The sequence below is a fragment of the Castellaniella sp. genome (assembly GCF_034674885.1).
Classification (GTDB): Bacteria; Pseudomonadota; Gammaproteobacteria; order Burkholderiales; family Burkholderiaceae_B; genus Castellaniella.
This window is the reverse complement of the sequence record NZ_JAUCDS010000020.1, coordinates 1-26,472: the sequence shown is the minus strand read 5'-3', so window position 1 is coordinate 26,472 and position 26,472 is coordinate 1. Positions and strand designations below refer to the sequence as shown.

At 66.8% G+C, this 26,472-nt stretch carries 27 protein-coding genes; 23 read left to right on the top strand and 4 right to left on the bottom strand.

Going from position 1 to position 26,472, the window contains the following annotated elements:
* Positions 1-8: 8 nt before the first annotated feature.
* The 14 genes from VDP74_RS11320 to VDP74_RS11255 all read left to right on the top strand — a co-directional run bounded on the left by VDP74_RS11320 (position 9) and on the right by VDP74_RS11255 (position 14,100).
* Positions 9-1,280: a uroporphyrinogen-III C-methyltransferase gene (locus tag VDP74_RS11320; RefSeq protein ID WP_322999740.1), complete on the top strand. Its 1,272-nt coding sequence runs from the start codon at positions 9-11 to the stop codon at positions 1,278-1,280.
* 9 nt (positions 1,281-1,289) lie between these two features.
* A complete protein-coding gene (locus tag VDP74_RS11315) occupies positions 1,290-2,771 on the top strand; it encodes a heme biosynthesis HemY N-terminal domain-containing protein (RefSeq protein WP_322999739.1) in 1,482 nt (493 codons plus the stop codon).
* A gap of 34 nt (positions 2,772-2,805) precedes the next feature.
* Complete coding sequence (ppa, locus tag VDP74_RS11310; protein ID WP_322999738.1) at positions 2,806-3,339, top strand: inorganic diphosphatase; 534 nt, start codon at positions 2,806-2,808, stop codon at positions 3,337-3,339.
* A 216-nt stretch (positions 3,340-3,555) separates the two neighbouring features.
* Positions 3,556-4,254: a fumarylacetoacetate hydrolase family protein gene (locus VDP74_RS11305; protein ID WP_322999737.1), complete on the top strand. Its 699-nt coding sequence runs from the start codon at positions 3,556-3,558 to the stop codon at positions 4,252-4,254.
* Positions 4,255-4,513: 259 nt separating this feature from the next.
* Positions 4,514-4,771 (top strand): hypothetical protein, encoded by a 258-nt coding sequence (locus VDP74_RS11300; protein ID WP_322999736.1) that lies wholly within the window; start codon positions 4,514-4,516, stop codon positions 4,769-4,771.
* A gap of 2 nt (positions 4,772-4,773) precedes the next feature.
* Positions 4,774-6,075, top strand: coding sequence for a hypothetical protein (locus VDP74_RS11295; protein ID WP_322999735.1), 1,302 nt, complete (start codon positions 4,774-4,776; stop codon positions 6,073-6,075).
* 1 nt (position 6,076) lies between these two features.
* A complete protein-coding gene (locus VDP74_RS11290) occupies positions 6,077-6,796 on the top strand; it encodes a hypothetical protein (RefSeq protein WP_322999734.1) in 720 nt (239 codons plus the stop codon).
* The gene (locus VDP74_RS11285; RefSeq protein WP_322999733.1) at positions 6,793-7,512 is read left to right on the top strand and encodes a hypothetical protein; all 720 of its coding nucleotides are present in this window, start codon (positions 6,793-6,795) and stop codon (positions 7,510-7,512) included. Before VDP74_RS11290 ends, VDP74_RS11285 begins: the two co-directional genes overlap by 4 nt.
* The gene (gene cpaB, locus VDP74_RS11280; protein WP_322999732.1) at positions 7,509-8,549 is read left to right on the top strand and encodes a Flp pilus assembly protein CpaB; all 1,041 of its coding nucleotides are present in this window, start codon (positions 7,509-7,511) and stop codon (positions 8,547-8,549) included. Before VDP74_RS11285 ends, cpaB begins: the two co-directional genes overlap by 4 nt.
* 95 nt (positions 8,550-8,644) lie before the next feature.
* Positions 8,645-10,054, top strand: a complete 1,410-nt coding sequence (locus tag VDP74_RS11275) for a type II and III secretion system protein family protein (RefSeq protein WP_322999731.1) — start codon at positions 8,645-8,647, stop codon at positions 10,052-10,054.
* A complete protein-coding gene (locus tag VDP74_RS11270; RefSeq protein ID WP_322999730.1) occupies positions 10,051-11,925 on the top strand; it encodes an ATPase, T2SS/T4P/T4SS family in 1,875 nt (624 codons plus the stop codon). The genes VDP74_RS11275 and VDP74_RS11270 overlap by 4 nt, the downstream gene beginning before the upstream one ends.
* Entirely contained in the window at positions 11,922-12,773 is an 852-nt protein-coding gene (locus VDP74_RS11265; protein WP_322999729.1) for a type II secretion system F family protein, read from the top strand. The genes VDP74_RS11270 and VDP74_RS11265 overlap by 4 nt, the downstream gene beginning before the upstream one ends.
* A gap of 23 nt (positions 12,774-12,796) precedes the next feature.
* On the top strand, positions 12,797-13,657 hold the full coding sequence (locus tag VDP74_RS11260) for a type II secretion system F family protein (RefSeq protein ID WP_322999765.1): 861 nt from the start codon (positions 12,797-12,799) through the stop codon (positions 13,655-13,657).
* A gap of 32 nt (positions 13,658-13,689) precedes the next feature.
* Entirely contained in the window at positions 13,690-14,100 is a 411-nt protein-coding gene (locus VDP74_RS11255; protein ID WP_322999728.1) for a hypothetical protein, read from the top strand.
* Here the strand turns inward: VDP74_RS11255 and VDP74_RS11250 are convergent.
* Together VDP74_RS11250 and VDP74_RS11245 are read right to left on the bottom strand one after the other, a co-directional pair.
* Entirely contained in the window at positions 14,008-14,787 is a 780-nt protein-coding gene (locus VDP74_RS11250; protein ID WP_322999727.1) for a BPSS1780 family membrane protein, read from the bottom strand. The genes VDP74_RS11255 and VDP74_RS11250 overlap by 93 nt on opposite strands.
* Positions 14,784-15,764, bottom strand: a complete 981-nt coding sequence (locus VDP74_RS11245; RefSeq protein ID WP_322999726.1) for a homoserine kinase — start codon at positions 15,762-15,764, stop codon at positions 14,784-14,786. The genes VDP74_RS11250 and VDP74_RS11245 overlap by 4 nt, the downstream gene beginning before the upstream one ends.
* A gap of 127 nt (positions 15,765-15,891) precedes the next feature.
* Here VDP74_RS11245 and dusA point away from each other — a divergent pair, with 127 nt between their 5' ends.
* Positions 15,892-16,917 carry a tRNA dihydrouridine(20/20a) synthase DusA gene (dusA, locus tag VDP74_RS11240; protein ID WP_416232980.1) on the top strand — a complete coding sequence of 342 codons (1,026 nt, stop codon included), beginning with the start codon at positions 15,892-15,894 and terminating at the stop codon, positions 16,915-16,917.
* Here the strand turns inward: dusA and VDP74_RS11235 are convergent.
* Both VDP74_RS11235 and VDP74_RS11230 read right to left on the bottom strand, forming a co-directional pair.
* A complete protein-coding gene (locus tag VDP74_RS11235; protein WP_322999724.1) occupies positions 16,863-17,330 on the bottom strand; it encodes a CBS domain-containing protein in 468 nt (155 codons plus the stop codon). The two genes, dusA and VDP74_RS11235, sit on opposite strands and share 55 nt — an antisense overlap.
* A 67-nt stretch (positions 17,331-17,397) precedes the next feature.
* Positions 17,398-18,645: a YihY family inner membrane protein gene (locus tag VDP74_RS11230; protein WP_322999723.1), complete on the bottom strand. Its 1,248-nt coding sequence runs from the start codon at positions 18,643-18,645 to the stop codon at positions 17,398-17,400.
* 41 nt (positions 18,646-18,686) lie between these two features.
* Here VDP74_RS11230 and VDP74_RS11225 point away from each other — a divergent pair, with 41 nt between their 5' ends.
* The 8 genes from VDP74_RS11225 to VDP74_RS11190 all read left to right on the top strand — a co-directional run.
* A complete protein-coding gene (locus VDP74_RS11225) occupies positions 18,687-19,058 on the top strand; it encodes a DUF2069 domain-containing protein (protein WP_322999722.1) in 372 nt (123 codons plus the stop codon).
* A gap of 10 nt (positions 19,059-19,068) precedes the next feature.
* Positions 19,069-20,589: a protein adenylyltransferase SelO gene (locus VDP74_RS11220; protein WP_322999721.1), complete on the top strand. Its 1,521-nt coding sequence runs from the start codon at positions 19,069-19,071 to the stop codon at positions 20,587-20,589.
* A gap of 58 nt (positions 20,590-20,647) precedes the next feature.
* Entirely contained in the window at positions 20,648-21,706 is a 1,059-nt protein-coding gene (gene aroC / locus VDP74_RS11215) for a chorismate synthase (RefSeq protein WP_322999720.1), read from the top strand.
* Positions 21,707-21,830: 124 nt separating this feature from the next.
* Positions 21,831-22,607 carry a M48 family metallopeptidase gene (locus VDP74_RS11210; protein ID WP_322999764.1) on the top strand — a complete coding sequence of 259 codons (777 nt, stop codon included), beginning with the start codon at positions 21,831-21,833 and terminating at the stop codon, positions 22,605-22,607.
* Positions 22,608-22,757: 150 nt separating this feature from the next.
* The gene (gene leuC / locus VDP74_RS11205; protein WP_322999719.1) at positions 22,758-24,161 is read left to right on the top strand and encodes a 3-isopropylmalate dehydratase large subunit; all 1,404 of its coding nucleotides are present in this window, start codon (positions 22,758-22,760) and stop codon (positions 24,159-24,161) included.
* A gap of 9 nt (positions 24,162-24,170) precedes the next feature.
* Positions 24,171-24,827 carry a 3-isopropylmalate dehydratase small subunit gene (leuD, locus tag VDP74_RS11200; protein ID WP_322999718.1) on the top strand — a complete coding sequence of 219 codons (657 nt, stop codon included), beginning with the start codon at positions 24,171-24,173 and terminating at the stop codon, positions 24,825-24,827.
* Positions 24,828-24,914: 87 nt separating this feature from the next.
* Positions 24,915-25,991: a 3-isopropylmalate dehydrogenase gene (gene leuB, locus VDP74_RS11195; RefSeq protein WP_322999717.1), complete on the top strand. Its 1,077-nt coding sequence runs from the start codon at positions 24,915-24,917 to the stop codon at positions 25,989-25,991.
* A gap of 42 nt (positions 25,992-26,033) precedes the next feature.
* A partial coding sequence (locus VDP74_RS11190; protein WP_322999716.1) for an aspartate-semialdehyde dehydrogenase occupies positions 26,034-26,472 on the top strand: 439 nt, incomplete at its 3' end.

Here is a 26,472-nt window from a genome sequence, read left to right as displayed (position 1 = left end):
ACGCAGTCATGAGCGAATCCGATCACAGCATGCCGTCTTCTTCCTCTGATCCCGTTTCGCCGGCTTCGGCCTTGGCCAGCGCGCAGGCCTCGCCCCGCCAGTCCAGCGGCTTCGGACGTCTGCTGCTGGTGGTGTTGATTCTGCTGGCCCTGGTGCTGGGCGCGGCGCTCTACGAACAGAATCGCCAGTACCGTGTCCTGAAGGCCGACTTCCAGCGCCAGCACAGCGAAAATTCCCAGTTGATCCAGGATGCCCGCAGCCAGGCGGCCCAGGCCTTGTCGATGGCTCGCGAACAGGCAGCCCAGGTCGACAGCCTGCGCAGCACGCTGGAATCCACCAGCAATCAGGTGCAGGAACTGGACCAGGCCTTGCAGCTCATGACCGACAGTGGGTCCGACCTGCTGCTGCTCAACGACATCGACCATCTGGTCACCATTGCCCAGCAGCAGTTGTCGCTGGGCGGCAACGTCGCCAATGCCATCATCTCCCTGGAAGCCGCCCAGGCCCAGCTCGCGCGGGCCAACCGCCCCAATCTGGCGGCTTTGCAGCAATCCATCAACGGCGATCTTGATCGCCTGAGGGCCGTGGCCACCATCAATCTGCCCGCCTTGTCGGCGCAGCTGGACCAGCTGTCGGGCCTGATCGGCAGCGCACCCTTGCTGGTCCCCGATGTCGTCGCGGCGACCAGCCACGATGCTGCGGCACCTGCTGCCGCACCGGCCGGGGCGGCAGCAGGCAGCGAGTCCGATGCCGCAGCGTCTTCGACGGGGTGGCAGGGCGTGCTGCAGGACGGTTGGCACTGGACACGGGATGCCGCAGCCCAGGTCACGCAAGACCTGCGTGGCCTGCTCGACATTCGGCGGGTGGGCGATTCGGCCGCCTTGCTGATGTCTCCCGACCAGGCGCAACGATTCCGCGAGGGCCTGAAGCAACGCGCGGTCACTGCGCAGCTGGCACTCATGATGCATCAGTCACGCATCTGGAAGACCGAACTGGATCGCGTCGCTCAGGCGATCGACCAACGCTACGACATGCGGGCGGAATCTTCTCGTCAGGCCCTGAAGCTGGCGCGCGCACTGCATGACATGCCCATCGAAATCGCGATGCCCGCGCTGGACAACAGCCTGGCGGCCATCGCCGCCGCGCGCGATGCAGAGGCTGCCCAGGATGACGCCACCCCTGACGATTCGGACGATGCGCCAGATGCTCCCGCCCAGAACCCGTCCGATCCCGCCGTTCAGACGCCTGCCGCCGCGCCCGCAGGCGCAGGCGCCGTCTGACAGGGGGGCATGATGCGATCCTGGATCTGGACCCTGATTCTGCTGGCTGCCGCCGTGGGGCTGGCCCTGACGGTGCATGATCATGGCGGCAACGTCATCATTGTGGCGCAGCCGTGGCGGCTGGAATTGTCACTGCCACTGGCAGTCGTGCTGGCGCTGGTAGCGTTCGTGGTCTTGCATTGGCTGCTGCGTCTGCTGCGCTGGATGGGCAACAGCCCCGATCGTCTGCGGGCTTGGCGCGGTCGGCGCGCACAGCGCCGTGATGTCGAACTGCTGGAGCGCGGCTGGATCAATGTGCTGGAAGGTCGCTACGTGCAGGCGGAAAAAGACTTGTCCAGCCTGCTGGCACGCACCCGTTCGGCCGACCGCAAGGTCCTGGCCGGACTCAGCGCCGCCCGGGCCCTGCACCTGCTGGGCGAGTATGGGCGTCGCGACCAGACGCTGCGGCTGGCCCAGGAAGGCGCTGGCCAGGACAGCCGCCTGCGGCAGGCGGTCGATACCGTGACGGCAGAAATGCTGTTGGATCAGAATCGCGCCCAAGAAGCCCTGGATCTGCTGGAACCTCTGCAGGATGCCTCGTCCCGCTTCTTGCATGCCACTCGGCTGCTGCTGCGCGCACATCGCCAGCTGGGTCATGCGGATCGCGTCTATGCCCTGACGCGACTGCTGCTGCGGCGCAGTGCCATCGACGAGGCCCAGGCACGGCTATTCATCTGCGAATCAGCCGCCCAGCGCCTGGATGCCGTCGATGTCGCCGGCTGGAACGCACTGTGGGGCGACCTGACTGCCGACGAGCGCTTGACCCCCGTGGTGGCGCTGGCCGGCGCCCGGGCCCAGACGCGTCTGGGTCGCCCCGATGATGCGGCCCGCATCCTCGAAGCCGCCCTGAACCGTCAGCTCGACGAAAAACTGCTGCGGGCTTACGCGCTGTGCGATGCGGAACAGGCTCGCCAGCGCCTGGGGCATGCGGAACTATGGCTCAGATCCCACCCCGACCATGCCGGCTTGCTGGCGGCATTGGGCCAGTTGTGCCTGGCGGCCCAGCTCTGGGGGCAGGGGGCGCATTACCTGGAACGCAGCCTGGCGCTGCGGGCCGACATCCACATCCACGCCTTGCTGGGCAATCTGCATGATGCCCTGGGCCGTCCCGATCAGGCCCTGAGGCATTGGCGCCAGGCCTGCGAGGCAGCCGATGCCGAGCTGCCTCAGATCCAGCGCCCGCTGCCGGCGGCCGATACCCGAGGCGACCCGCAGTTCCTGCAGGGCGTGCCGGCCGCAGCGGCGATGCTGTCTCCCGACGCGCCGGTGGCCGCCAGTGCTGCCTATCTGCAAGATGCTGCAGACGAGGCCCTGGAAGCTGTCCCCACCCCTGTTGCGCCACCGCCCGCAGCGCGCCCTGCATCGTCCTCCACGGAAGACGATTATTTCGACACGGCGCCGATCCCCGGGGTGGACATGTCGCTGACCTCGGACAGAAACCGCGAACCCTGATTTTCGTTTTACAGACTGACAACCAAGGAACTTCATGAGCCTAGATCGTGTGCCGGCTGGCGACAAGCTGCCCGAAGAATTCAATGTCGTGATCGAGATCCCGATGAATGCGGATCCCGTCAAATACGAGGTCGACAAGGCCAGCGGCGCGGTCTTCGTCGACCGCTTCATGCTGACGGCCATGCACTACCCCTGCAACTATGGCTACATCCCGCAGACCCTGTCGGAAGACGGCGATCCTGTGGACGTGCTGGTGATCGCTCCGTTCCCGGTGCAGGTGGGTGCGGTGATCCGCTGCCGCGCGCTGGGCGTGATGAACATGGAAGACGAAGCCGGCAAGGACGCCAAGCTTCTGGCCCGCCCGGTGGACAAGCTCTACCCCCCGTACCGCCACGTCGAATCGACGGCCGATCTGCCGGCAGAAGAACTGCAGCGCATCCAGCACTTCTTCGAGCACTACAAAGACCTGGAAAAGGGCAAGTGGGTCAAGGTCCAGGGCTGGTCGGGCCTGGATGCCGCCAAGCAGGAAATCCGCGCTTCGGCCGCCCGCTACGAAGGCAAGGCCTGAATCCAGGCCGCAGGACATCGTGCCCGGACCCGGTCCGGGTTTTTTGCCGCCGGGCCGCCCCAAGGCAAAAGCGCCCCCTAGGGGGGCAGCAAGCCGCAGGCGCAGCGTGGGGGCATTTTTCTGTGCCGCCGGGCCGCCCCAAGGCAAAAGCGCCCCCTGGGGGGGCAGCAAGCCGCAGGCGCAGCGTGGGGGGCACATTTTTCTGGAGCAGTTCCCATGGAAGAGACAGTCATTCCCCGCCCTGACCCCGTGTCCCTGGCAGTGCAGGGCGGTTCAGCACGTTTTCCGGTGCGCCGCATCTATTGCGTCGGCCGCAACTATGCGGACCATGCCCGCGAGATGGGGGACACCGGCCGCGAGCCGCCGTTTTTCTTCGGCAAGCCGGCAGATGCGGCTTTGAATGTCGCCGATGGCACCGAAGGAGTGCTGCCGTATCCCTCGGCCACGCATGACTTGCACCACGAAGTCGAACTGGTGGCGGCCCTGGGCGCCGGTGGGCGCGACCTGACGGAAGAACAGGCCGCGCGCGCCATCTGGGGCTACGCCATCGGCCTGGACATGACGCGCCGCGACCTGCAGGCCGAGGCCAAGAAGGCCGGCCGTCCCTGGGATACCGGCAAGGGCTTTGACCACGGCGCCGTGCTGGGGCCCGTGCATCCGGTGGCCGTCACCGGACCGATGATCTCCGGGCGCATCACGCTGTCCGTCAACGGGCAGCCGCGCCAGGCAGGCGACCTGTCGGACATGATCTGGTCCGTACCGGAAGCGATCGCGTATCTGTCCACGCTTTTCGAGCTGAAGGCGGGCGACCTGGTCTTCACCGGCACTCCGGCCGGCGTCGGCGCCGTAGTGGCCGGAGACCAGTTGCGCGGCGAGATCGAAGGCCTGGGGGCCTTGCAGGTGCGCATCGCCTGATATGGACAGCACGAAGGCTGCCGGGCGTCCAGCCGTTTCAGGACGTTTGGCTGTTTTTATCCCAGCCGGAAAGTGCGAATAGGCGGGGCAGGCGGGGCGGGGCACACTGGGCTCCTGTCTCGTTCTGCCGGAGTCCGCCATGCCTGTCCGCCTTCGCTGTCCTCTACCTCGATTGCTCCGTCCGGCCGATCCCGGACTGGCGATCCGCTCGACGGTTTCCCGGCTGCGGCCGTTCGTGCGGCCCCGCTGTCGCCGTGCGATGCACGTCTGCCAGCGGGGGCAAGCCATGGTCGAGTACGTCATCGTGGTCGCCCTGGTTGCCGTGGCTGCGATTGCCGTCTACCAGCTGTTTGGCCAGGTCATCCGCTCGCAGACGGCCGCCATGGCGCGCGAGATCGCGGGTGAAGACGGCAGCGAGCAGTCCCGCATGGCCCAGTCGGCGGCGGAATCCGCCGCCTCCCAGGCGGCTGCCAAGACCCTGAAATCCTTTACCGGCAATGCGGCCGCAGGCCAGTAGCCATGGCCGGTCTTCATTCTCAACGCGGGCAGGTGCTGGTCCTGGGCATGCTGCTGGCTGCTGTGCTGGGCCTGGCGTGGCAGCGTTACTTCGCCACTGGGCAGGTGGTCGCGGCCAAGGCCAGGATGGTGCACGGCCTGGATGCTGCCGCCTATAGCGGCGCCCTGGTGCAGGCCCGCACCCTGAATTTCCTGTCCTACCTGAACCGCGCCCAGTTGGCCCATCAACTGGCCATGGCGCATCTGTTGACGCTGGGCAGCTGGGCGCACTACGGAGGCACCCAGGCCCGGCGCCTGGCGCAGGGCAATCCGCCCGCTCATCTGATCGGCATGCTGTTCGGGGCGCGGCAGGGCAAGGCCTATCTAGCGGCAGCGGGCGCCGTCGGCCTGGATCTCCAGGCGCGGCCTGGCGGCACTCTGGCGCAGGCCTTTGCCGCCCATGAATCCTTTGTGCACGATTATGCCCAGGATCTGTCCCGAGCCCTGGCGCAGGGCCTGCCGCAGGCGCGCCTGGATGCGATCCAGGCGGTGTTGGCTGCGCATTATCCGGAACGATCCCCCCAGGCCCTGCAGCCGCAGGTCCTCGACGACGGCTGGCCGGCGCTGCTGCGTCCGCATCCACCCGATGCCGCCCTGTTCCGGCTGGTGCGGGATCTCGCCGGCCTGTATGCCTTCCTGGGGCCGCGCAGTGCCACCGCGCAGAATGCCTGGTCGGTGGACCCGCGCTGCCCGTGGCTCAGGCACGAACTACGCCGCCGGGGCGGCACCGAACTGGACGCTTCGGGGCGCTGGCAGTCGGGGGATACGCAATCCTTCCACGCCGTGCGTTCCAACCGCTGGGTCGGTTGTTATTACCGAGAATACGCCATGGGCTGGGCCTGGATGCCCGCACAGCCGGGCCAGGCCATCGGCGCCGATCACGCGGCGGATGCTCCGGCAGACTTTTCCGAGCAGGATTTCTGGCGCTGGGTGCAGGGCTCGACGCAATGGGACTTGCTGGGTCGGCAGGCCAACCCGCTTGCCAATTCCTATGCCATGCAGGAACGCCAGCAATGGCCCTCGCGCGGGCTGGCCGGGTATCTGGACGTGGCATCCGGGGCGGGTTCGCAGGCCGTGGCTGGATTCGTCGTGCGCCTGACGTTGCCGGATTCTGCGGGCGCCCCGATGCATGCCCGCAGCGCGGCGGAAACCTTGTTTTCCCGTCCCGGGACGCGTGGCGACGGCCTGATGGAATCCGCCAATCTGTTCCATCCCTATTGGCAGGCACGGCTGGCCCGGCCGCTGCTGCCGCTGGTGGGAGACTGAGATGACGGTTGACTTCTGTCAACGCGGACAGGCTCTGGTGGAAGCCCTGGCGGCGCTGGGCGTGCTGGCCAGCCTGTGCCTGGGGATCGCCTGGCTGGGGCGCACCCAGGATGCCGCGTTGCAGCTGTCGCACGCCAGCCGGCAGGCCGCCTTTGCCTGGGCTCATCAGGGCGACCAGGAGGCCGGCCTGTCCGCACAGGCGGTGGCTGATGTCCTGGCTCCGGGGCAGCGCGGGCGGACCCGATCGGGGGCCGAGTTGCTGCCCGACGGTGTCGATGTCCGGTTCGACGCCCTGGCTGCATGGTCGGGTCGCCGGCCGGGTGGCTCCATTCCTGGCGCAGCGGACGTTCGCCGGGAATTGCGGCTGGGTGATGAAACGCTGTGGCGGATCCAGGCCCGCGCCCGCACGGCAGGTCAGGACCAGGTCTCGGGCGGGTTGCGGGATTTCGACGATCAGGCGCTCTTTCTGCAGCGCCATGTGGCGATCATGCGGGGCAGCGGTGCAGCCGCCGGCGATGCCGCTGTGCAAGACACGCTGGGGGACAGTGAACGTGTGTGGGGCCGAGCCGCGCGGGCCTCTCGGGCGGCAGGCGGCGACGTGGACGCTCGCGTGCATCGCGTGGATGCCGCCTGGGGGCGCGAGCGCCCGCATTGGGATTGGATCGGCCCCTGGACCGCGCGGGTGCCAGAACGGCACCTGCAGCGCTGGAGCGCGCCATGAAGAGACGGGCTTGCATCGTATCGGGATGGCTGGGATTGGCGACGGTATTGGCTGGCCTTGCCGGGCCCGTGGTCGCGCAATCCTGGGACCCTGCGCGGGCAGTCTCTCAGCCAGGGTGGGTCTGGGCCGGTCCGCAGCAGTTGGATGGGCCGCAGGCTCGGCTGTCGGTACAGTCGTTCCGGGCCCCGGTGCCGCCCCTGACTGCCGCGCGGCGCTTGATTTCCGTGTCCGGACAAAGGCTGACGCGGCTGCAGTGGGTGGGGCCCATGCTGCTGTTGTCTGGCGGGCGGGGGGAGGAACATTGGCTGGCGCAGCTGCAGCCCCGGGCCGATGGCACGGCGGGGCTGCTGTCCCGCCTGATGCCTGCAGTTCCGGCAGGGACCGGCTTCGATCCTGCCGCGTTGGCGCCACCTGGTGCTCGCCGCGTGCTGCAGGCCAGGGATGGGGCCGATGATCCGGCTTCGCTCAGCAGTTTCGACTGTCCGGGCACGCCAGCCCAGGTGGCGGCTGCCGTACGGCGCGCCTTGCATGCCGCTGGCTGGTCCGTGGCGCACGGCGCGACGGCAGCAAGCGGCGCGCCAGAAACAGGCCTGGCCAGGGATGTGCTGCCCCCGGACTGGCACCATCCCGATGGCGGCCAGCTGTCGGTGCATCTGTATGCGCGCCGCCGGTCCGTTGCCCTGACATTCTGGCATCACCCCCAGGAGCCCTCATGAAACTGCCTGTTCTGCGGATTCCCCGAACTGTCGTCCTGGCCGCGCTGGCGCTGGGCATCGGGGCATTGGCCGCCCTGTTCCTGTCCTTGCACGTGCGCGAGCGCATCCAGCGGGCCGAAGACCAGGCTCGCCTGACCATGGTCGAGCGCATTGTCGCGGCGCGCGACCTGCCCGCTGGCACGCGCCTGGTCTCCGATCATCTGGCGCTGCGCGAATTTCCCGCCCAGTGGGTGGGGCGCGACACCCTGCCTGCCGCCCGATACGCGGATCTGGAAGGCCGGGTGCTGACCACGACCCTTCAGGCCGGTGACGCCATCCTGGCTGCGCATACGCTGGTGCCGCAAACGGCATTTTCCGCGCATCTGGCGCCGGGGCGGCGGGCCATCACCTTGCCGGTGGATCAGGTCAATTCCTTGTCCGGCCTGCTGCAGCCCGGCGATCTGATCGACCTGTACGTGTCCTTCGATCATCAGCGCAAACGCATGACCGCGCCGCTGCTGCAAGGTGTGCTGGTGCTGGCGACGGGCCGGGAAACGAGGCCGGCGGGACTCGCTGCCGACGAGGCTTCCTATTCGACCGTGACGCTGGATGCCGCGCCCGATGACGTGGTCAAGCTGGTGGCTGCCCGTCAGGCGGGTACCTTGACGGCCATTTTGCGCCACCCCGAGGACGATCAGGCAGATCGCCGGGCAGTGCGCGGCGACCTGGCCGCGCTGTTGGGCATCAATGCCCCCAGACCACCTGCGGCCCGCAAAGCGGTGATCCTGTATGGCGGCGCCGCTGCCCGGGGTATGCCAGCCTGGGCGGTGCCAGGCCGCAGCGTGGCGCCAGGCTCGGGCAGTGGCCTGTTCGACCTGCCGTCCGCGCAGTTCCTGAGCAGTGCCTGGCAGCGCCAGGGCACCGGGGTCCTCGTCCCCGATCCTGGCGGATCTGATCGATTGCCCGAACGCGCGGCGCCGCAGGGCGAGCCGCATTTGCAGACCCATCTCTGGCAGGCGGACTTGCCAGAGGCTGACCCCCTGGAGGAGCCGTCATGAACTGCATGTATCCACCAGGCCCTGACCCTGCTCCGGCCTTGGCAGGGCGGCTGCGGCAGCCACTCCAGCATGTTCCGGGCAAGTGGCTCGGCGGCGTGTCGCGGGGTTGGAACTGCGTGCTGCGGGTGCTGCCGGCCCTGTGCGTGCTGTTGGCGACGCCTGCCGGCTGGGCGGCCGACGCGGTGGCATCTGCGCCTGAAACACCGATCTCCCTGCAGGTGGGCGAGGTGCGCGTGTTGGGCATCCCCGGAGTGGCTCGCGTGGCAGTGGGGGATGGCCAGATCGTCAACGCGGTCAGCACCGACGACCGGGAAGTCATTTTGTTTGCCCGCAAACCGGGTTTCAGCACATTGCACGCCTGGACGACGGATGGGCAGGTGGCTCGCTACGCCGTGACGGTTGCCCCGGAGGGCGCCCGCCAGTTGCGTGACGAGTTGCGGTCCGTGCTGGAACGTATTCCGGGCGCTCATGTCACCCCGCTGGGCGACAAACTCCTGATCGAAGGTGATGAGCTGTCCGACGCGGATCGACAGCGCCTGGCCGAGCTGGGCCGCCGTTATCCGCAGCTGCTGGATTTCACCGGTACCGTGGGCTGGGATCAGATGGTGCTGCTGGACGTTCAGGTGGTCGAGGTGCCCAAGTCCTTGTTGCGCGAGCTGGGTGTGCGCTGGGATCCGCAAAGCGCAGGGGGCGTGAATGCCGGCGTAGGCTGGGATGGCGGGTCGAGACGCTTCGCCGAGCGCCCGGGGGAAACCGTATTGCCCCTGGTATTTCCGGCTGCCCAGGCGGCAGGGTATTTTGGCTTGAATGCGCTCTTGTCCGCGCGGCTCAATCTGCTGGCCCAGGATGGGCGAGCCGTCGTGCTGGCGCAGCCTCAGCTGCTGGCCCGCAGTGGCGCAACGGCCGAGTTCCTGGCAGGTGGTGAAGTCCCTTATGCCACAGTGGACGACTCTGGGAATTCGAAAGTTGCATTCAAGCCGTATGGGGTGTCGCTGCGCATCACGCCGTCCATCGAACGCAGCGGCGCGGTGCGCTCGCGTATCGAGGTCGAAGTCAGTTCCATCGATACGGCCCTGTCCGTGCCGAGTGGCCCTTCCCTCAAGACACGGCGGACCGCGACGGAATTCAACGTCCGTTCCGGCCAGACGCTGGTGCTGGCGGGCTTTCTGTCGCGGGACACGGCTGACAACGTGGATCGTGTGCCCGGCCTGGGATCCTTGCCGATACTGGGGGCGTTGTTCCGATCGACGCGGTTCCAGCGCAATGAAACGGAGCTGGCCATCCTGGTGACGCCACAGCTGGTGACGGCGGGCCATCCCGACGTGCGCGCGCGTGCCGGGCGTGCGGCCGCCGTGCTGCAGCAGGCCTTTCCTCAGGCCCCCAGCTTGATGAATCCGATCCGACCCGCCGGAGCGGGCCGCAGCCAGCCCGAATCACGAGGCTGGAACCCTCGTGCCAGCGGGCCGGGGTCCCAATGGCAGACACCCACAGGAGCGCAGCCATGAACGATGTCGAACTCGATCTGCATTTCGAAGACGGTCACCGCCGGCAGGAAATCCATGCGCTGTCCTTGTTGATCGGCCGCGAGGCGGATTGCGATCTGATTCTCAAGAGCTGGCGGGTGGCCCGCCACCATGCGCGGGTGCTGTGCCGGGACGGCGAGGTCTGGGTAGAGGACCTGGGTTCGATTTTCGGAACTTCCGTCAATGGACGCAGGGTGGCGTCCTACGGACCTGTGCAGCCGGATGACGAATTGCTGATCGGACCGTGCCTGATCCGGATGCGACTGTTGCGGGAAGCGCATTGCCGTGCTGGCCAGGCCGGATCGCCCTTCGATGGCGGATCGCCGGCAGACGCCGGACAGGCGGAACTGTCAGAGCCGCCAGCGGCGGATTATGCGGCGGACCTGTCCATGCCGCCTGAGCCAGTGCGGCTCTGTGAGCCTGGCATCGTTGAGGAAAATGTCGGAAGCACTGTTCCGGAGCAGGGCGGTGCCGCGTTTGTCCCGGAGTCCTTTGCTGGGGTTGCGGTGCCCTCGCAGAGTGGATTTCCGCCCGCTGCCATCCGGAATTCGAATGTGGTGGAGTCGTCGGCTGCCTGGAAGGTCCACCGGCGCCGTTTGCACGAAGGCCTGATCAAGGCCCTGCAGCTGCGCCGCCGGGACATCAGCGGCATGAGCGATGCTGCCTTGCGGGCCGAGGCCACGCGTGTGCTGGGAGATCTGATTGCGGCAGACCTGCATCTGCCCCGATCCCTGGATCGGCGCGCCCTGCTGCTGGAACTGGTAGACGAGGCCGTGGGGCTGGGGCCGCTGGAACCGCTGCTGGCCGATCCGGGCGTGACCGAGATCATGGTGAACCGGCATGATGAGATTTTCGTCGAACGCGCGGGATGCCTGGTGCGGGACCCGGCCAGCTTCAGCAGCGAGCAGGCGGTCCTGGGCATCATCGACCGCATTGTGGCTCCATTAGGACGGCGCATCGACGACAGCGCGCCCATGGTGGACGCCCGGCTGCGCGACGGGTCGCGGATCAATGCCGTGATTGCGCCGGTTTCCCTGCGGGGCGCCAGCCTGACGATCCGCAAGTTCCCGGCGCGTCGCCTGGACATGGCGGACCTGTTGGCGGTCGGTGCCCTGGACGAGTCCATGGCCAGCTTTCTGGCGCATGGCGTCCGCTACCGAAAGAACATGCTGATATCGGGGGGCACCGGGTCCGGCAAGACCAGCCTGCTGAACATCCTGTCCAATGCGATTCCGGCGGGCGAGCGCATCATCACCATCGAGGATGCGGCTGAACTGCGGCTCAATCACCGCCATCTGGTCAGCCTGGAAGCCCGTCCGCCCAATCAAGAGGGGCGCGGCCGGATCGAGATCCGGGATCTGGTCCGCAACGCCCTGCGCATGCGGCCTGACCGCATCGTCGTCGGCGAATGTCGGGGCGGCGAGGCCTTCGACATGCTGGCCGCCATGAACACGGGGCACGAGGGCTCGCTGACCACTCTGCACGCCAACAGTCCCCGGGATGCCCTGGGGCGGCTGGAAACCATGATCCTCATGGCCGGCATGGATCTGCCGCTGGGCGCCGTGCGTGAGCACATCGCAGCCAGCATCGATCTGATCGTGCAGTTGGTGCGCACCGCCGACGGCCGGCGGCTGATCAGCGCCATTGTGCAGGTGACGGGCATCGAAAGCGGCCGTATCCAGCTGCAGGAGCTGTTCCTGGGTCAGGCCGGCCCGCCTGCCGTCTTCACGGGTTGTGGGCTGATGCCCGATGGATTCAGCGGGGCGGCGGCGCTGGATATCCGGCTGTTTTCCCAGCGCTCGGTGCGCCAGGGCCAGGCCGCGCTGGCGGATGCGGCGCCGGGGGCCACATGAGGGCCGATATCGTCCTGATTGTGCTGATCGGAGCCTGCGCGGCCGTGGGCGCCTGGTTGCTGCTGGGGCGCCTGCTGCGGCTCTGGCGCGATTATGACCACCGCCTGCAGGACGAGACGCGGCGCACCCTGGATGCGTCGTTTCTGTTCGTCGACGCCGCGCAACTGCGGCCGCTGTGGTGGATGGCCGGGGCGCTGATCCTGCTGGTCGCCGCCTGGCTGGCGGGCCGATGGTGGGGCATCGCGCCCGTGCTGCTGGGGCTGGCGATGGCGCCGCCCTTGGTCTTGCGGCAGATGCGGCAGCGCCGGTTGCGGCAGTTCGACGAACAGCTGCCGGAATTCATGCAGGCCCTGGCCGGTGCCTTGCGGGCCGGGGCGGGCCTGCAGCCGGCCCTGCAGAACATTGTGCCGCAATCCCTGCCGCCGTTGTCCCAGGAATTTTCCCTGATGCTGCGCGAGCAGCGCCTGGGCTTGGCATTCCAGGATGCCTTGCAGCAGTTGCATCAGCGCATGCCCACCGAATCCTGCAGCCTGGTGGTGTCGGCGCTGGGCATTGCCGCGCAGACGGGCGGCGGCCTGGCCGACACCCTGGAACGGATCGCGCAGACGCTGCGGTCTCGCCAGCATTGGCTGGGACGAGTGCGAGCCCTGACGGCCCAGGGGCGGATGCAGAGCCACATCATGGCGGCCTTGCCCGTCTGCCTGTTGCTGGTGCTCTCCCGCCTGGAGCCGGAGGCCATGTCGCTGTTGTACCGAACCTGGTATGGCGGATTGGTGCTGGCGATCATGGGTGTGCTGGAAGTGCTGGGCATCGTCTGGATCCGGCGGGTGGCTGCCATCGATGTCTGATTCGTCCGAAGGAGATCTGCGTGATGGGATTCTGGCTGGGCCTGGTTCTGGCGGCGGTGGCGGTATGTCTGGGGTGCTGGGTCCTGGGGGCCCCCTGGGCCACTCAGAAGATCCGGGATCGGGCTGCCACTGCCGTGCTCTGGTGGCCCTGGGTGATGGCGCTGTCGCCCTGGTGCGCACCCTGGGTGACGTGGCCGATGCGCCGCCGTCTGCAGTGCTGGGGGCCGCGCGCCGGCTTGTCGGAACGCTGGAGCGCCGAGCACTGGTTGGCCGCGCGCCTGCTGCTGGCGGGTGTCGGCCTGTGCGTCTCGGCGGGCACCGCGCTGATGGCCGGGCTGTCGGGGCCGGGGACCCTGGCGTTCGCGCTGGGGGGCGCGGGCCTGGCCTTTCTGTGGCCCGATCTGCAGTTGCGCCAACGGGCGGCCTTGCGGCGCCAGGCGATGCTGCGTGAACTGCCCTTCATGCTGGATCTCATGACGCTGTGCGTCGAGGCAGGCCTCAGCCTGCCGGTCGCCCTGCGCCAGGTCGCCGATCACGCGCCTGCCGGGCCGCTGCGTCAGAGCCTGCGCGACGCCAGCGCGCTGGAGCGCACCGGGGTCGAGCGTGCCCGCTGGCTGGCCCACTGGGCGGAGGCCTGCGGCCTGCCCGGCGTGCACAGCCTGGTGCTGACGCTGGCGCAGGCCGATCGCCTGGGCATGAGCCTGGGGCCTTTGCTGCGGGCCCAGGCCGAACGTCAGCGCAGCGAACGATTCGCACGCGCGGAAACCCTGGCCTTGCAGGCGCCGGTGAAAATGCTGTTTCCCATGGTGCTGTGCATTTTTCCCTGCACCTTCCTGGCCATCGGCTTTCCGGTCGCGGTCAAGCTGCTGGATGCCGGCCTGTGAGGGTGGGCGGCCCGCGTGATCGGCCGGATTGGGTGCGATCTGCCTGTGCCCTGCGTCTGGTCGAGGCGCAGACCTTTCGCCAGAGGCTGCTGGGGCTGCATGCCTGGTCTTGCTGGGGGGATGCGCCCTGGGGATTATTGCTGCCGCGCTGCCGCCTGGTGCATGGCCTGGGCCTGGCCCAGGTCTTCGATCTGGTCTTTCTGGGACAATCCGGCGAGATCCTGCGGTGCCTGCCCGAGTGGCCGCCCAATCGGTGGGCGGCCTGCGCGCGGGCGTGGGCCGCGCTGGAATTGCCGCCCGGCTATTGCCGCGGGGCGGGCTGGGCCGACCGGATCGAGCAGGCCTGGGCCCTACGCGTCGGCGTTCCGGAAGATCGTGGCGTAAATCGGGTAGAAGCTGCAGTACAGCAGGGCGGTGATCAGGATGTCCAGGACCAGGGATAGCCAGATCAGCAGCGACGTCGGCACGCCCATCGCCACCAGGCCGTCCAGCAACTGGTGCAGGCCATAGAACGCTGCGGCCCAGCTGGCGACGTACAGGACGATGGCCCATTTGTTGCGCCAGCATGCCACCATGGAATAGAACAGGGCTCGGCGCAGCGGCAGCCTGTGCCAGCCCATCAGGGCGGGTGCGTGCCAGAACAGGGCGGACAGCAGCACGTAGAAACCGCCGAAGACGATCATTGGACCGGTCATCACGCTGGCCAGCGCTTCATAATCGGGCTGGTCCCCGGTGCCCATGGCCGTCAGCAGCCGCGACAGGAACGGGACGACGGCAGCCAGCGCTGCCAGCAGGGTGCAGCCCAGGTAGGCCAGGCCCAGGCGCAACTGGGCCGAGGTGGCGCCGGCTTCCTGCAGGGGGCGCAGCCACATGCCGGGCAGCATGCGCTGGCCTTGGCTCAGGTGGCGGCAGGCGCACAGGGTCAGGAACGTCAGCAGCGGGGTCAGGCTGACCAGTACGATCTGGCCCAGGATGGGGATAGCCGCGCCCAGGTTGATCAGGAAGCTGGTGACGGTGCTCCAGAAGATCATGGCCAGCGGCTGGCGCCGGAACAGGGCATAGCCCTGGACGATCCAGCCCCAGCCTGCGCTGGGCGGCAGGACGGCGGCTTGCAGGGAAGAAACGTTCATGGGGTGGCCTGGGGAAGCGCCGGCGCGGCCTGGGTGCTGCGCAGCCGCAGAATGCGTTCGAAATGACGAGGGTCGTGGGGTTTCAGGGTTTGAGCCGGCCTGGGCAGATAGAAGTCGTACAGTCGGGAGATCCAGAAGCGCAGGGCAGCGGCCCGCAGGATGACGGGCCAGGCGGCATGTTCGGCCGCTGTGAAGGGGCGCACTGCGTGATAGGCCTGCAGCCAGGCCTGCAGCCGCCGCCGCACGAAGGCGCCGGTGCTTCTCTGGATGCACCAGTCGTTGACGCTGACGGCGACGTCGAACAGCCAGGTGTCGCAGCCGGCAAAATAGAAATCGATGAAGCCGCCCATGTGGGGCGATTCGAACGTGCCGTCGAACAGCACGTTATCGCGGAACAGGTCGCAGTGGGCGGGCCCGAAGGGCAGGGCAGCCAGGTCCGGGGCGGCCGCGAAGGCGCCTTGTTCGCGCAGGCTGTCGGTCAGCAGGGCGGCCTGATCGGCATCCAGAAAGGGCAGGACGTGCGGTGCAGTGGCCTGCCACCAGGGCAGGCCGCGCAGATTGGGCTGATGCAGGGGGAAGTCCCGAGCGGCCAGGTGGGCTCGGGCCAGAGTTTCTCCTGCCAGGGCGCAGTGCGCCGGGCCGGGCTCGGGTTCATAGCCGCCATTGAGCCGCGTGACGATGGCAGTGGGCTTGCCGTGCAACGAGGTCAGGCGTGAGCCGTCCAGCAGGGTCTGCGGCTGCGGGACCGGTACGCCGCGCGTGGCCAGGTGGTGCATCAGTTCGATGTAAAAGGGCAGCTGTTCGGCGCTCAGCACCTCGAACAGCGTCAGGACGTAGGCCCCCTGCGTCGTATCCAGGAAGTAATTGGTATTTTCGATGCCGGCGGTGATGCCGCGCAGCGCCACCAGTTCGCCCAGCTGGTAGCGGCGCAGCAGGGTGCGGGCGTCGTCTTCGGAGACGGTAGTGAATACGGCCATGAAAGATTGGGAGCAGTCTGTGGCTGCGTGGGGGTGGGTCCAACGCGGCATTTTAGTCGAAAGTACAATGGCGCTTCTCTTCGACTGAATTGCGATGATGGCTGATTGGCATTTGTGCGTGGCCCCGATGATCGATGTGACGGATCGCCACTGCCGGTATTTCCACCGTCTGCTGGCTCCGCAGGCCCGCTTGTATACCGAAATGATCACGACTGGGGCCTTGCTGCATGGCGATGCGGCACGGCATCTGGATTTCGACGCGGCGGAACACCCGGTGGCCCTGCAGCTGGGGGGCAGCGAGCCCGACGCCCTGGCGCGCAGCGCCCGCCTGGGGGCCGATTGGGGTTATGACGAAATCAATCTGAACTGCGGCTGCCCGTCCGAACGGGTACAAAGCGGTGCCTTTGGCGCCTGCCTGATGGCCGAGCCGCGCCTGGTGGCCGATTGCGTGCGGGCCATGCAGGATGCCGTGTCGGTGCCCGTGACGGTCAAGCACCGCCTGGGCCTGGACTACCAGGAATCCTATGGTTTCGTGCGCGATTTCGTCGGCACCCTGTACGACGCGGGCTGCCGGGTGTTCATCGCCCATGCCCGCAATGCCGTCCTGAAGGGCCTGTCACCCAAGGACAATCGTGAAAAGCCGCCACTACGCTATGACGAGGTCCTGCGTCTGAAACAGGACTTTCCGGATGCGAGAATCATCCTGAACGGCGGGCTGGCTCAGGTGCCGGATTGCGTGGCCTGGATGCAGCGCCTGGACGGCGTCATGCTGGGCAGGGCTGCCTGGCATCACCCGGACATCCTGGCCGTGCTGGACCGTCATCTGACGCCGCACGAAGTGCTGGAACATGCCTTGGAACTGCCTGTCGACGATGCCGCCTGGGCCGAATCGGTCCTGGAACGGTTCCAGGCGTACGTGGTGCGCCAGCATGCCCGAGGAGAGCCGCTACATGTTCTGGTACGGGGATTGCTGGGCTGGCGCGCCGGTCGCCCGGGGGCGCGCCAGTGGCGCCGCCTGTTGTCCGACCCCAAGGCCTTGCGAGCCGAGGGGCCGACCGTGTTGCGCCGCGCCTGGGATCAGCTGACGGCCGGCAGCGCTCAGGATTTGCGGGCGGACGTGCCGGCGTCTTCGGTCGGCCAATCGCGGATGTAGGCCTTCAGCATGTCGTTTTCGAACTGCTGAGCCTCGACGATGGCGCGGGCCATGTCGTAAAAGGAAATCACGCCCATCAGGGTGGGGCCGTCCATGACGGGGATGTAGCGCGCGTGTTTGTCCAGCATCAGGCGCTGGACCTCGTCGGCGTCGGTGTTGGGCGTGACGCTGACCGGTGCGTCGTCCATGATGCTTCGCACGGTGAAATCGCCTGCCTGGCCGTCGTGGCGGTTCAGGTGGTTGATGATTTCGCGGAAGGTCAGCATGCCGACCAGCTGGCCGTGTTCCATGATGACCAGGGACCCGATGTCCAGCTGGCTCATGGATGAGATGGCTTCGCGCACGGGCATGTCGGGGCTGCCGGTATACAGCGTGTGCCCCTTCACCCGCAGGATTTCATTGACTTTCAACATGATGGTTCCCTATGGGCCGTTTTTCTTGATGACTTTCAGGGGATGGTCCCGGAAAGCCCCCCAATGCTTATTGTGCATCATCGTCCGGGTTTGCGGTAGCGGATCGCCGGAACAGCGCTTCGAGTGTCGGCGGCTGGCCTTGGAGCGTGGCTGCAAGCGCATCGGCTACGACGGGTCTCAGGCCAGGTTGCTTGCGATCCAGCAGCAGGTGATCGGTCAGTGGTCCCAGGGTCGCGCCGTGGGGGTCGCAGCTCAGCACCCAGTGGTCGTTGTCGGACGTCGGCACGGCATAGCCCAGTTCGCGCAACATGGACAGGATGTCGTGCAGGGCATCGGGGTGGACGCGCAGGTGCTTTTCCAGAAAGCCCAGGCTGCGGCCGGGAGGCAGGGTGTCGCGGGCTTGCCACAGCACCTGCAGGATGCCCACAGCGTCGACGATCTGGGCGCCGGGGTGACGCTGCAGGGCCCAGCGGCGCAGGCGCAAGGCGGGCAGCAGCGATGCCACCGTGGCCCCCAGCAGGACGACCAGCCACGACAGGTAGATCCACAGCAGGAAGATCGGCAGCGTGGCGAAAGCGCCATAGATCACGGTGTAGGACGGGAACTTCGTCAGATACCAGGTGAAGGCCGCCTTCATCAGGGCCAGGATGATGGCCGTGCCCAGGCCGCCGGCCAGGGCGTCGCGCCACAGGACCCGGCAGTTGGGTACGAACACGAACAGCGCTGTAAATCCCAGGACCGACACCAGCAAGGGCACCAGATTGAGCAGCAGTCCCAGCCCTTCGGGCAGGTCGCCGATATAGCCCAGGGATTCGCGTGCCAGCACCGAACTGGCCCACAGGCTGGCGCCCATCAGGATCGGCCCCAGGGAAATGATGGCCCAGTACACCAGCAGGCGCTGGCGCAGCAGCCGCTGGCGGGCGACGTTCCAGATCTCGTTGAAGGCCTCGTCGATCGTCATGATCAGCAGGATCGAAGTCACCACCAGAAAGCCGCCGCCCACCGCCGTCAGACCGGAGGCCTGGGCGGCGAACTGGTTCAGGTAGCGCATGATGGTATCCGAGACCGATGGCGGCAGCAGGCTTTCGCCCAGGAAGGTTTCCAGCGCCAGGTGGAATTGCGCAAACAGCGGGAAGGCGGTGAACAGAGCCAGAACTACCGCCAGCAGCGGCACGATGGCCAGCACGGTGGTGAAGGTCAGGCTGGAAGCAACCCGGGTGAGCTTGCGGTGGCTGGCGAAATCCAGGGTGAACCGCAGGATGTCCAGGATTCGGGCGCGGCGTTCGGTGGCGGAAACGGCGGGTGAAGGCGGCATCGTCGACAGGCAGGAGGCTGGTTTCGAGCCATAATAGCAGCATGGAAACGAAGCTCAATCGAGGCCTGCATCGTCTGGCCTGCATCTGCCTGGTCGCCCTGATCGTCCTGTGCGTGGGGTGGGAACTCTGGTGGGCACCGCTGCGGCCCGGGGGCACCCTGATGGCCCTGAAGGCAGTGCCGCTGCTGTTTGCCGTGCGCGGAGTGCTGGGGGCGCGGCTCTATACCTTGCAGTGGGTGGCGATGCTCAGCCTGCTCTACCTGATGGAAGGCGCCGTGCGAGCCTGGTCGGATGCATCGGCCGTCTCGGCGGCCCTGGCCGGGGTGGAAATCGTGCTGTCGCTGGGTTTGTACCTGGGCGCCATCCTCTATGTGCGGCCGGCCAAACGCGCGGCTCGCCGCCAGACATCGTAGGGGCGGCATCATGAATCGTCCGGATGCGCCGCCGCTTGCGGCTGCTGCCGACAACGCCCAGGGGGCACTGTTCGCACAATCGGCCTCGGGCTGCGCCTTCGCCAACCTGCCGGCTTCTTTTTACACGCACGTCGCGCCTCGGCCGCTGACCGCCCCGTGGCTGGCGCATGCCAATCCGGTGGTGGCCCAATGGCTGGGCCTGGATGCCGCCGCCCTGCAGTCGCCTGAATTCCTGGCGCTGTGCGCCGGCAGTGGCCGCCTGCCGGGGGTCGAGCCTCTGGCAAGCGTCTACAGCGGCCATCAGTTCGGGGTCTGGGCCGGGCAGTTGGGCGACGGCAGGGCGCATCTGCTGGGAGACATCCAGGGGCCGCAGGGGCGTTGGGAAATTCAACTGAAAGGGTCGGGGCGCACGCCGTATTCCCGCATGGGGGACGGCTGGGCGGTGTTGCGATCCAGCGTGCGCGAATACCTGGCCAGCCAGGCCATGAGCGGACTGGGAATTCCGACCACCCACGCCTTGGCGCTGGTGGCGTCCGCCGATCCGGTGATCCGGGAAACGCCCGAAACGGCGGCGGTCGTGACCCGGGTGGCGCCGTCGTTCATCCGCTTTGGACACTTTGAGCACTGGGCGCGGTCCGCGACGGAACAGGCAGCCTTGCTGGACCATGTGATCGCACAGGGGTTCCAGGATTGCCGGGTGGGGCCGGGGGATCGGCCCGACCGGCCTGCCACGGCCTGCCAACTGCTCGACGAGGTCACCCGCCGGACCGCTCGGCTGATGGCGCAATGGCAGTTGGCGGGGTTTTGTCACGGTGTCATGAATACCGACAATATGTCCATCCTGGGCCTGACGCTGGACTACGGGCCCTATGGCTTCATGGACGCCTTTCAGGCCAACCACATCTGTAATCACAGCGATACTCTGGGGCGCTATGCCTGGAATGCGCAGCCTGCAGTGGCTCAGTGGAACCTGACGCGCCTGGCCGAAAGCCTGATGGTGCTGGGCTGCAGCGTGCCCGACCTGGAAGCCGCGCTGGCGCCCTTCGAGTCCACCTTTCTGCAGGCCTACCACGCGGGGCTGGCGCGCAAATTCGGCCTGTCCGACTGGCGCCCCGAAGACGCCGGACTGGGCGATGCCTGGTGGGCGCTGCTGCACGCGCAGCGGGCCGACTTCACCCTGGCCTTTCGCCGTCTGGCCGATGTCGATACCGATGCGCAGTCCTGGCTGGACCTGTTCACCGACGCGCAGGCGGCGCAGCAATGGCTGGATCGCTACCGGACCCGACGGGCGCAGGATCCGCATCCACAGGCCGGGCGCCAGGCGGCGATGAACCGCGTCAATCCACTGTACGTGCTGCGCAATCATCTGGCGCAGCAGGCCATCGAAGCCGCGCAGCAGGGCGATGCGTCGGGCATAGATCATCTGATGGACCTGCTGCAGGATCCGTTCACGGAACGCCCCGATTGCGCGCAGTACGCCCGGCCGCCTGCGCCGGACATCCCCGTGGTGGCCGTCAGCTGCTCGTCCTGACGGGGCCTGTGCCATAATCGGATTCCCTTACGACGACTTTTCCCACCGCATACCGACCATGTCTGGCAATACCCTGGGTACCTTGTTCCGTGTCACCAATTTCGGCGAATCGCATGGGCCGGCCATCGGCGCCGTCATCGATGGCTGCCCCCCCGGGATGGCGCTGTCCGAAGCCGACATCCAGGCGGAACTGGACCGCCGCCGGCCCGGCACTTCGCGTCACGTCACCCAGCGCCGGGAACCCGATACCGTGGAAATCCTGTCCGGCGTCTTCGAGGGGCAGACTACCGGCACGCCCATCGGCCTGCTGATCCGCAATACCGACGCGCGCAGCAAGGACTACAGCAATATTGCCGACACCTTCCGTCCTGGCCATGCCGATTACAGCTACTGGAAGAAATACGGCATCCGCGACCCGCGTGGCGGGGGCCGCTCGTCGGCCCGGCTGACGGCGCCCACCGTGGCCGCCGGGGCCGTGGCCCGCAAATGGCTGATGCAGGAACATGGTGTGCGGATTCGCGGCTACATGAGCCAGCTCGGGCCGATTCCGATTCCCTTCGAATCCTGGGATGCGGTGCCGGAAAATCCGTTCTACGCGCCCAACGCCGCCATCGTCCCGCAACTCGAAGCCTTCATGGATCAGCTGCGCCATGACGGGGACTCGATTGGCGCGCGTATCGAAGTCCAGGCCGACGGCCTGCCCGCCGGCTGGGGCGAACCGCTGTACGACCGGCTCGATGCGGACATCGCCCACGCCATGATGGGGCTCAACGCCGTCAAGGGCGTGTCCATCGGCTCGGGCTTCGAATGCATCGCCATGCGCGGTTCGGAACACGGCGACGAGCTCAGCCCCGATGGCTTCCTCGCCAATCACGCGGGCGGCGTCCTGGGGGGGATTTCCTCAGGCCAGCCCCTGCTGGTGTCCCTGGCGATCAAGCCGACCTCCAGCATCCGCATCGAACGACATTCGGTGAACCGGGCCAACGAGCCCGTCATGGTCCAGACCCTGGGGCGGCACGACCCCTGCGTGGCAATCCGTGCCACTCCCATCGCCGAGGCCCTGCTGGCCATCGTGCTGATGGATCACGCCTTGCGTCATCGGGGGCAGTGCGCCTGAACGCCCCGCACCGGGCACCCCGGTGACGGGACGCCCGGATCACTCTGAAAGGATCCTCATGAGCACTCAGCCGTACGTATCCAATTCATGGCGTCGGGCCTGTCGATGGACGGTTGGCACGGGGATGGCCGTTGCGCTGGTCGCCTGCGCGCCGGTGCAGACCACGCGGTCCGGGCAGGTCGGCATCGACCGCACCCAGTACATGTCCAGTCTGGTGTCCGAGGCTGAACTGAACCAGGAAGCCGCTGGCCAGTACCAGCAGATTCTTGCCCAGGCGCGGGCGAAACACGCGCTGGACCCCTCTGCTGCGCAGACGCAGCGAGTGCAGGCCATCGGGCGCCGGCTGATCGCCCAGACAGGGGCCTTTCGCCCGGATGCCAAGAACTGGGCCTGGGAAATTCACGTCCTGAAGTCCGACGAGGTCAATGCCTGGTGCATGCCGGGCGGCAAGATCGCGGTCTATACCGGGCTGCTGGACAAGATCAAGCCCACGGATGCGGAACTGGCCGCCGTCATGGGGCACGAGATCGCCCATGCCCTGCGCGAGCATGCCCGCGAACAGGTGTCCCGCCAGATGGGAACCAATATGGGGATTTCGATTCTGGCGGCGATTACCGGCAGCCAGGCGGTGGCCGATCTGGGCTCGAATCTCAGCCAGGTCATGTTCACCCTGCCCAACAGTCGTTCCAACGAGACCGAAGCCGACCGCATGGGAGTCGAGCTCGCGGCTCGGGCGGGCTACGACCCGCGCGCGGCCATCACCCTGTGGCAGAAGATGGGACAGGCCGGTGGCGGCGCGCCGCCCGAAATCCTGTCCACGCACCCTTCGTCGCAAAGCCGCATCCAGGACCTGGAACAGGCGTCGGCGCGGGTCTTGCCGCTGTATCAGCAGCGTCAGTGATGTCGCAGATCGAAACGGGTACCAGTTACCTTTGATACTAGGATAATTGCTGGGCTTGTGGCTGGAGGTCACACTGGCATAATGGGTTTTCAGCCGCTGTCGGCGATACCCCGTCGGCGGCGCATCTTTCCGAATTTCGAGATCACGACCATGCCCCAAACCCTGTATGACAAGCTCTGGGATGCCCATGTGGTGCATCAAGGCCCGGACGGCACCTGTCTGCTGTACATCGACCGCCACCTGGTGCATGAAGTCACCAGCCCGCAGGCTTTCGAAGGCCTGGAACTGGCGGGCCGCAAGCCCTGGCGCATCGCCGCCAACCTGGCCGTGTCGGATCACAACGTGCCCACCACCGATCGTTCCCAGGGCATCCAGGACCCGATCTCGCGCCTGCAGGTCGATACCCTCGACAAGAACTGCGACGCCTGGGGCATCACGCAATTCCGCATGAATGACCGGCGCCAGGGCATCGTGCACATCATCGGCCCCGAACAGGGCGCGACCCTGCCGGGCATGACGGTGGTCTGCGGCGATTCGCACACCAGCACACATGGCGCCATGGGCGCGCTGGCCTTCGGCATCGGCACGTCCGAGGTCGAGCACGTGCTGGCTACCCAGACGCTGCTGATGAAAAAGAGCCGCAACATGCTGGTGCGCGTCAACGGCACGCTGCCTTTCGGCTGTACGGCCAAGGACCTGATCCTGTACGTGATCGGCCAGATCGGCACGGCGGGGGGCACTGGCTACGCTATTGAATTCGGCGGCAGCGCCGTGCAGGCGCTCACCATGGAAGGCCGCATGACCATGTGCAACATGGCCATCGAGGCTGGCGCCCGGTCCGGGATGGTGGCGGTGGACCAGACCACCATCGATTACTTCCGGGGCCGTCCCTACGCGCCGGAAGGCGCCCTGTGGGATCAGGCCGTCGCCTACTGGAAGACATTGCATTCCGATCCGGATGCGGCCTTCGACCACGTGGTGGACATCGATGCCGCCGCCATCCAGCCGCAGGTCAGCTGGGGCACTTCGCCCGAAATGGTCACGGCCGTCGGCAACCAGGTGCCCGATCCGGCGGCGCAGGCTGACACGGTACGCCGCAAGGGCATGGAACGCGCCCTGCAGTACATGGACTTGAAGCCGGGCACGGCGATCACCGACATCGCCATCGACAAGGTCTTCATCGGGTCCTGCACCAATGCCCGCATTGAAGATCTGCGGGCTGCCGCAGCCGTAGCCAAGGGCAGGCGGGTGGCGTCCAACGTGCGCCTGGCCATGGTGGTGCCGGGCTCGGGACTGGTCAAGGAACAGGCGGAACAGGAAGGCCTGGACCGCATCTTTCTGGACGCGGGCTTCGAATGGCGCGAACCGGGTTGTTCCATGTGCCTGGCCATGAACGCCGACCGCCTTGATCCGGGCGAGCGCTGTGCCTCCACGTCCAACCGCAATTTCGAAGGACGCCAGGGGCAGGGCGGGCGCACTCATCTGGTCAGCCCGGCCATGGCGGCCGCCGCTGCGGTGGCGGGCCACTTCGTCGACGTGCGCACTTTCCAATAGGATTCCATCATGCAAGCCTTTACCACCCACCAGGGCCTGGTGGCCCCTCTGGATCGCGACAACGTCGATACCGATCTGATCATCCCGAAGCAGTTCCTGAAATCCATCAAGCGCACCGGCTTTGGCCCCAATCTGTTCGACGAACTGCGCTACCTGGATCACGGCGAACCGGGCATGGACAACAGCAAGCGACCCGTGAACCCGGATTTCGTCCTGAATCGGCCGCGCTACCAGGGCGCGTCGGTGCTGTTGTGCCGCAAGAACTTCGGTTGCGGGTCCAGTCGCGAGCACGCCCCCTGGGCGCTGCAGCAGTATGGCTTCCGGGCGTTGGTCGCGCCGTCCTACGCCGACATCTTCTTCAACAACAGCTTCAAGAACGGCTTGCTGCCCATCGTCCTGCCCGAAGCCGTCGTGGATCAGTTGTTCAAGGCCGTGGACTCCACACCCGGCTATCAATTGACCGTCGACCTGCAGCAACAGCAAGTGACGGCGCCGGACGGCGCGCACTGGTCCTTCGAGATCGATGCCTACCGCAAGGAGTCCCTGTTGAAGGGGCTGGACGAAATCGATCAGACCCTGCTGCATGCAGATCAGATCCGTGCCTTCGAATCCAGCCGCCTGGCGCAGCATCCCTGGCTGGTCAAGGCGGCTCCCGGCAATCCTTGAACCCACTTCACCGACTCCCGGACCCGGCCCTGCCAGGCGGACGCGCTTCGCCTGGCAGGGCCGGGTTCATATGACCTGGAAACCTTCATGACATCACACATTGCAGTTCTGCCGGGCGACGGCATCGGGCCGGAAATCGTCGAACAGGCCGTGCGCGTGCTGCGCGCCCTGGACCTGGACCTGTCCTTCACCGAGGCGCCCGTCGGCGGTGCCGCCTACGCTGCCCAAGGGCATCCGCTGCCGAAGTCCACCCTGGACCTGGCCCTGCAGTCCGACGCCATCCTGTTTGGCGCCGTTGGCGACTGGAAATACGACAAGCTGGAACGTTCCCTGCGCCCTGAACAAGCGGTACTGGGCCTGCGCAAGGCGCTGGGCCTGTTCGCCAACCTGCGCCCGGCCATCCTCTATCCCGAACTGGCCAACGCCTCGTCGCTCAAGCCCGAGATCGTCGCCGGCCTGGATATCCTGATCGTGCGTGAACTGACCGGTGACATCTATTTCGGCCAGCCGCGTGGCGTGCGCACCCTGGAAGACGGTCCCTACGCAGGCGAGCGCCAGGGCTTCGACACCATGCATTATGCGGAGACCGAAATCCGGCGCATCGCCCACGTCGCTTTCCAGGCTGCCGCCAAGCGCCAGGGCAGGCTGTGCAGCGTGGACAAGGCCAATGTGCTGGAGACCTCTCAATTCTGGCGCGATATCGTAATCGACGTGGCGCGCGAATATCCCCAGGTGGCGCTGTCGCACATGTACGTGGACAACGCTGCGATGCAGTTGGTGCGTGAACCCAAGGCATTCGACGTGGTGGTGACCGGCAACCTGTTTGGCGACATCCTGTCCGACGAGGCCGCCATGCTGACCGGATCCATCGGCATGCTGCCGTCGGCGTCCCTGAATGCCAGCCGCCAGGGCCTGTACGAGCCCAGCCACGGCTCCGCTCCGGATATCGCGGGGCAGAACGTCGCCAATCCCTTGGCGACCATTTTGTCGGCAGCCATGATGCTGCGGTATTCTCTGGATGCCGGCGCGCAGGCCGATCGTATCGAAGCCGCCGTGCAAGCCGTGCTGGCGCAGGGTTTGCGCACGGCGGACATCTTCGAGGCTGGCACCAAGCGGGTGTCGACCTCGGAAATGGGTGATGCCGTGCTGAAGGCATTAGAATAAAGAAATCTGAATCGTTACTATATTTGGTTGGGGCGGAAATTTATGGCGCAGGCAGTAGGTTTGGTCGGTTGGCGTGGCATGGTGGGCTCGGTGCTCATGCAGCGCATGCGGGAAGAAAACGATTTCGCGTTCTTCGAACCGGTGTTTTTTTCCACCAGCAACGCAGGCGGGGCGGCGCCTTCATGGGCGGCGGGGGCGGGTCCCCTGCAGGATGCTCATGACATCGATGCTTTGAAAAAACTGCCCATCATCGTCACGGCGCAAGGCGGCGACTATACCTCGGCCGTCTATCCGAAACTGCGCGCTGCCGGCTGGACCGGCCTGTGGATCGATGCCGCCAGCACGCTGCGCATGAAGGACGACGCGATCATCGTGCTGGATCCGGTCAATCGTCCGGTGATCGATGCCGCCATGCAGCGCGGCGTACGCGACTACATCGGCGGCAACTGCACGGTCAGCTGCATGCTGATGGGCCTGGCGG